Annotated in this window: 7 protein-coding genes; 2 read left to right on the top strand and 5 right to left on the bottom strand. The window is 75.9% G+C overall.

All coding sequences use genetic code 11. From position 1 onward, the window contains the following. Positions 1-36 precede the first annotated feature (36 nt). Positions 37-999 carry an NADP-dependent oxidoreductase gene (locus tag ACWCSD_RS45290; RefSeq protein ID WP_449924723.1) on the bottom strand — a complete coding sequence of 321 codons (963 nt, stop codon included), beginning with the start codon at positions 997-999 and terminating at the stop codon, positions 37-39. Between the two features lie 99 nt (positions 1000-1098). Here ACWCSD_RS45290 and ACWCSD_RS45285 point away from each other — a divergent pair, with 99 nt between their 5' ends. Next, positions 1099-1710, top strand: a complete 612-nt coding sequence (locus ACWCSD_RS45285) for a TetR/AcrR family transcriptional regulator (RefSeq protein ID WP_449924720.1) — start codon at positions 1099-1101, stop codon at positions 1708-1710. Here the strand turns inward: ACWCSD_RS45285 and ACWCSD_RS45280 are convergent. The 4 genes from ACWCSD_RS45280 to ACWCSD_RS45265 form a co-directional block, all read right to left on the bottom strand. After that, positions 1673-2527, bottom strand: coding sequence for a dioxygenase family protein (locus tag ACWCSD_RS45280; protein WP_397158802.1), 855 nt, complete (start codon positions 2525-2527; stop codon positions 1673-1675). The two genes, ACWCSD_RS45285 and ACWCSD_RS45280, sit on opposite strands and share 38 nt — an antisense overlap. Positions 2528-2593: 66 nt before the next feature. Continuing rightward, the gene (locus tag ACWCSD_RS45275) at positions 2594-3607 is read right to left on the bottom strand and encodes an NAD(P)/FAD-dependent oxidoreductase (protein WP_449924717.1); all 1014 of its coding nucleotides are present in this window, start codon (positions 3605-3607) and stop codon (positions 2594-2596) included. Between the two features lie 45 nt (positions 3608-3652). Next, positions 3653-4174, bottom strand: a complete 522-nt coding sequence (locus ACWCSD_RS45270; protein WP_364340187.1) for an isoprenylcysteine carboxyl methyltransferase family protein — start codon at positions 4172-4174, stop codon at positions 3653-3655. A gap of 34 nt (positions 4175-4208) precedes the next feature. Then, positions 4209-5273, bottom strand: a complete 1065-nt coding sequence (locus tag ACWCSD_RS45265; protein ID WP_397158798.1) for a type III polyketide synthase — start codon at positions 5271-5273, stop codon at positions 4209-4211. 126 nt (positions 5274-5399) lie between these two features. On the opposite strand from ACWCSD_RS45265, the gene ACWCSD_RS45260 reads away from it, so the two are divergent. Continuing rightward, the gene (locus tag ACWCSD_RS45260; RefSeq protein WP_449924712.1) at positions 5400-6272 is read left to right on the top strand and encodes a UbiA family prenyltransferase; all 873 of its coding nucleotides are present in this window, start codon (positions 5400-5402) and stop codon (positions 6270-6272) included. The last annotated feature ends 53 nt before the right edge of the window (positions 6273-6325 follow it).

The raw sequence follows: 6325 nt of genomic DNA, 5'->3' as shown, positions 1-6325 counted from the left end.
CACGCGACCCCATCCGCCCGCGGGAGCGGGCCGCGCTCAGGCCACGCGTAGGACGATCTTCCCCTGGATGTGGCCCCGCTCGGCGCGTTCGTGCGCCTTCGGGGCCTCCTCCAGCGGGAAGACGCTGTCGACGCCGACGCGCAGCCGCCCGGCGTCGATCAGCTCGGCCAGCGCGGCCATCTGGGCCCCGTCGGAGTGCACCTGGCCGCCGCGGCGCACGATGCCGCGGCGGGCGAGCTCCTCGTCGTGGTAGTCGCCGAAGAAGACCGGGCTGAGCGTGCCGCCGTCCTTGAGCACGGGCAGCAGCGTGTGGCCGTCGGGGCCGCCCACGGTGTCGATCAGGCAGTCCACGTCGCGCACCGCGTTCTGCGGCCGGACCCGGGTGTAGTCGACGAACTCGGCCACGCCCAGGTCCTTCAGGAACGCCTCGTGCCGGCCGGAGGCGACGCCGATGACGTACGCGCCGAGGTCCGCGGCGAGCTGGACGGCGAAGTGGCCGACGCCGCCGGCCGCGCCGTTGACCAGGACCCGGCTGCCGGGCCGCAGCCCGATGACGTCGTGGACGTACTGGTAGGCGGTGAGCCCGGCCATCGGCACGGCGGCGGCGGTGACGTGGTCCACCGAGGCGGGCTTGCGGGCCAGGTGGCCGGCCGGGGCGGTGGTGTACTCGGCGTACCCCCTGCCGCCCTCGTCGCCGACGCGCGGGAAGCGGACGAGGCCGTACACCTCGTCGCCCGCCCGCCACTCGGTGACGCCGGGGCCGACGGCCGTCACGACGCCCGACACGTCCGAGCCGGGGGTGAAGGGCCGCGGGATCTCCGGCCGCATCGACGGCGGAATGTTGGCGAACCCCCGGCGGGCGTACCAGTCGGGCGGGTTGAGCGCGGCGGCGCGCACCCGCACCAGGACCTCGCCCGGCCCCGGCACGGGCCGGGGCACCTCCTCCAGACGCAGGACCTCGGGGCCGCCGGTCTCGTGCACGCGGATGGCCTTCATCATCGATTCTCCTCGGGGAGACGGGCGCCGCTATGATGCGGAGCAGTGTTCCGGATCATAACTGGAGCACTGCTCCGCTTGTCAATCGCCGGAAGGTATCGGATGACCTCAACACCCCGGAACCAGCGCGCGGACGCCCAGCGCAACCGGGAGCGCATCCTGGCCGTGGCCGCCGCCGTCATCGAGGAGCAGGGCACGGAGGCGTCCCTGCGCGACGTCGCGCGCCGCGCCGAGGTCGGCCTGGGCACCCTCTACCGGCACTTCCCGACCAGGGAGGCGCTGCTGGAGGCGCTGCTGCGGCAGCGCTTCGACCTGCTCGCCGAGCGCGCCAGGACACTGGCCGACGCCGCCGCGCCGCACGAGGCGCTGGTGGAGTGGCTGCGCTCGTTCGTCGCGGGCGCGGGCGCCTACCGAGGGCTGGCCGCCTCGATGATGGCCACGATCAACGACGAGGGCTCGCCGCTGCACGCCTCATGCCACGCCATGCGCCAGGCGGGCGGACGGCTGCTGGAACGCGCCCAGGCCGCCGGCGAGGTGCGCGCCGACGTGACAGGGCTCGACCTGTTCGCGCTGGCCAGCGCGGTGAGCTGGATCGCCGACCAGGCCCCCTCGCTGGCCGCCCGCGGCGACCACCTCTTCGGCCTGATCATGGACGGCCTGCGCCCCCCGGAGCGGCTCACCGGCCCGGCGTCCACCCCAGCGGCACCAGCCTGAGGTCGAACTCGACCTCCTCGTACGGCCCGTCCATCTCCCAGCCGCCGGTACGCGGGACCGGCCGCCGCACCAGCGCCTCCTTGACCGCGAACGCGGCGTCCGAGCCCAGGTAGGGGTCGCCGGCCAGGAACACGTGCGTGGTCAGCGGCCGGTGGCCGGGCGCGGTGACCTGGTAGTGCAGGTGGGCGGGGCGCATCGGGTGCCGTCCGATCGCGCGCAGCAGCCGGCCGGCGGTGCCGTCGGCGGGCACCGGGTAGCTGCTCGGGCGGATCGTGCGGAACCAGTAGCGGCCCTCCTCGTCGGCGGTGAACAGGCCGCGCAGGTTGCCGGGCCGCTGGGCGTCGTCCTGGCTGTCGTAGAGGCCGTCGTCGGCCGCCTGCCACAGGTCCACGGTCGCGCCGGGCAGCGGCGTGCCGTCGCAGGACAGCACCCGTCCGTGCACGACCATCGGCGTCCCGCGACCGCGTTCGGGGCCCTCGCTGATCCACGCGCCTGGCTCGCGCCCGGGGGCGGGGGAGTGGAAGGGGCCCTCGACCGAGGAGGGCGTCATGTTGTCCGGGCCGGCGTGGTTGACGTCGTCCACTGCGGAGGTGAGGCCGAGCATGTCCGACAGCAGCACGAACTCGTCGCGGTCGGGCGTGCACCACCTGCCGGTCTCGGCGAGGAAGGCGAGCCCGGCCCGCCACTCGGCCTCGGTGGGACGCACCTCGTCCACGAACGCGTGCAGGTGGGCGATCAGCGCGGAGACGATCTCGCCGACCCGCGGGTCGGGGGCGTCCACCTGGTCGAGCACCTGCCGCACGAGCTTGTCTGTCATGGCGACCGTCCTTGACGGGGACCGTGGGGGTTCATTATCGGCGTCCGGCCGGGGGCCGGGGAAGGCTCAGGCCAGCACGCGGACCACGCCGGCGAACAGGCGGGGCAGCCGGCGCGCCGCCGGGACCACCAGGCGGGCCGTGCCGGGACGGTGGGCGGCCTGCACCAGCGCCGCCGTCAGCAGCCGGTGCGTGCGCGACAGGCGCAGCCACGCGCCGTCGTAGTCCTGCGGACGGTCCGCCGCCAGGCACCCGACCAGCAGCTCCGCCGAGCGCACGGCCAGCGAGACGCCCTCGCCGGTGAGCGCGTCCACGTAACCGGCGGCGTCGCCGACCAGCAGCACGCGACCGGCCCGGCGGGAGCGCACCGCCTGCCGCAGCGGGCCCGCACCGCGCACCGGGGTGACGGCCGGGCCGCTCAGGCGGCGGGCCAGCCCGGGGAAGCCGCGCAGGTGCTCCTCGAAGCCGCGCCGCGCCGAGCTGAGCACCGCGACGCCCACCAGGTCGTCGCCGACCGGCGTGACGTACGCCTCGCCCGCCCCCGACCAGTGGACCTCGACGAAGTCGCTCCACGGCTCGATCCGGTAGTGCCTGCGCAGGCCGTACCGGCGGGGGCCGCGTACCGGCAGGTCGAGGCCGAGCGAGCGGCGCAGCGGCGAGTGCAGGCCGTCGGCGGCCACCAGCCAGCGGGCCCGCAGCCCGATCGCGCTCACGCCGTCGCGGTCCTGGCCGGCGCGGGTGATCCGGCCGGTGACCGTCTTGACGCCCAGCTCGGCGGCCCGCTGCCAGAGCGCGGCGTGCAGGCTCGTGCGCCGGACGCCGAGCCCCGGCCCGGCGGCGAACGCGGCCCGCGCCTCCCGCCGCCCGTCGAGGTAGTGGATGCCGCGGAAGCCCCGCCCCTCGACCGGCGCGCCCATCGCCGCCAGCGCGGCCACCCCGCCCGGCATGACGCCCTCGCCGCACGCCTTGTCCACCGGCGCGGCCCGCGGCTCGACGACCACCGCCTCCATGCCGGCCAGCGCCGCGTGGATCGCCGTGGCCAGCCCCGCCGGCCCCCCACCCGCCACGAGCACGTCGATCACCGGCCCGCCTCCCGGCCATCCGCCACGAGCACGTCGATCACCGGCTCACCCCCTGGTCGCGAGGGCGAGCGCGGCGTTCTCGCAGCGGATGCGCACCACCATCAGCGCGGCGTTGAGCAGCGTGAAGGCCAGCGCCGTCAGCCACGCCGTGTGCACCAGCGGCAGCGCCAGCCCCTCGGCCGCCACCGCCACGTAGTTGGGGTGCCGCAACCATCCCAGCCGGTACGGCCCCCGCCGCACCAGCGGCAGCCCCGGCACCACGATCACCTGCGTGTTCCACCGCGGCCCGAGCGCGGTGATGCACCACCACCGCAGCGCCTGGGCCGCCACGACCACCGCGAGCATCGGCCAGCCGAGCGCGGGCACGAACGGCCGCCCGGCCAGGGCCACCTCCAGCGGCGCGCACACCAGCAGCCCGGTGTGCAGGGCCACCATCCACGGATAGTGCCCCCGCCCGGTCACCACGCCGCCGCGCGCCATGCTCCACGCGGCGTTCCGCCTGGCGACGACCAGCTCGGCCAGACGTTCCAGGCCGACGAGCACGATGAGCACCAGATACCAGGTCACAGGCCAACCACCAGCCGATCGCAGGGACGGGGAACTACCAGCGCAGCAGCACGAGCTCGGAGCAGAAACCGGGGCCCATCGCGATGACCAGCCCCCAGCTCCCCGGCGCGGGCGGCTCCCCGGCCAGGGTGTCGCCGAGCACGTGCAGGACCGAGGACGACGACAGGTTGCCGTTGGCCGCCAGCGAGCGCCACGTCACGTCGAGCGCGCCCACGGGCAGCTCCAGCACCTCCGACACCGCCTCCAGCACCTTCGGCCCGCCCGGATGGCACACCCACGCCGTCACCTCCCCGGCCGTGATCCCGTGCTCGGCCAGGAACCCGTGCACGTCGTCGGCCAGGTAACGGCGCACCACGGCGGGGACGCTGGCGTCCAGCATGACCCGGAACCCGGTGTCGCCCACCTGCCAGCCCATGACGTGCTCCGAGCCGGGATACAGGTGGCTGCGGGTGGCGACGACCGCGGGCCCGGCGGCGGGCCCGGCCGCGCCCCGCCCGCCGCCGCTGGCGACCACGGCCGCCGCGCCGTCGCCGAACAGCGCGCTGGCGACCAGGTTCGCGGGCGAGGAGTCGCCGCGCTGCAGGGTCAGCGAGCACAGCTCCACCGACAGCAGCACGGCCACGTGGTCCGGCCAGCCGCGCAGGTAGTCGTGCAGCCTGGCGATGCCCGCCGCGCCCGCCACGCAGCCCAGGCCGAACACGGGCACCCGCTTGACGTCGGGACGCAGCCCGAGCGCGGCGGCCAGCCGGGCGTCCACGGACGGCGCGGCGATGCCGGTCACCGACGTGAACATGATCAGGTCGACGTCGGTCGGCTCCAGCTCGGCGGCGTCCAGGGCAGCCTTCACGCTCTCCAGCCCCAGCTCGACCGCGACGGAGACGAAGGCGTCGTTGGCCGCGCCGAAGCCGTTCAGCTTCTCGTAGCGGTCGATGGGCAGGGCGAGGTTGCGGTGCTCCACGCGGGCGCTGCGGTGCAGCCGGTCCAGCAGGCGGCGGTCGGCGCCGTCGGGCAGGCACAGGCGGGCGGCCATGTCGGTGAGCTCGGACTGCGGGTAGCGGTGGGGAGGGAACGCACAACGGACTGCGGAGATTCGGGTCATGCAGTGCTCCCTCGACAGGTCGCCCACAACATCCACTCCCCGCACGCTTCCCGCAAGGATGGTCATTTAAGCCATACGCGGCGCGTGGGAATTCTCGTTCCGGATCTCCCGGTCTACGATCACCGTGTGACCGACCCGGATCCCGCGGCCGCCGCCGTCGTGCGCGGCGGGCCGGTCCGTACGGCCGTCGCGCTGGCGCTGGCCTGCCATCCGGGCCCGACCGTGGCCGTGACCGCCCTGGTCACCGCGCTGGCCGTGGCGGCGGGCCGGGACCCGGCCGGGTGCGTCCTGGTGGCCGCCGCCGTGCTGGCCGGGCAGTTGTCGATCGGCTGGTGCAACGACGCGCTCGACGCCGGACGCGACGCCGCCGCGGGGCGCACGGGCAAACCGGCCGCCGACGGCACGGTGAGCGTGACCGCCGTGCGGGTGGCCGCGCTGGCGGCCCTCGCCCTGTGCGTGCCGCTCTCGCTGGCCTCGGGCCGGACGGCGGGGCTGGCGCACCTGGCGGGCGTGCTGGGGGCCTGGGGGTACGACTTCGGCCTGAAGGCCACCGTCCTGTCGTGGGCGCCGTACGCCGCCGGGTTCGGGGTGCTGCCGGCGTTCGTGACGCTGGGGCTGCCCGGGGAGCCGTGGCCGGCGTGGTGGGCGGTCGCGGCGGCGGCGCTGCTGGGCGTGGGCGCGCACCTGGCCAACGTGCTGCCCGACATCGAGGGCGACCTGGCGACCGGCGTGCGCGGGTGGCCGCAGCGGCTGGGGGCGGCGCGCGTACGGGTGCTGGTGCCGGTGCCGTTGCTGGCCGCCACCTGCCTGCTCGTCCTCGGGCCCGCGGGCGGCCCCGGGGTGGCGGGATGGGCGGCCATGGCGGCCGCGGTGCTGCTCGCGGCCGGGGGAGCGCTGCTGGCCGGACGGTCCGCGCGGGCGCCGTTCGTCACCGCCGTCGCCGTGGCGGCCGTGGACGTGCTCCTGCTGCTCTCCAACGGCGCCGCCCTGACGGCCTGAGCCGACGTTGCCGTCCTGACGGTCTGAGCCTCGGTCAACCGCGGTGGGGCAGG

The sequence above is a fragment of the Nonomuraea sp. NPDC001684 genome, from assembly GCF_053596515.1.
This window is presented reverse-complemented; position numbering and strand designations above follow the sequence as displayed.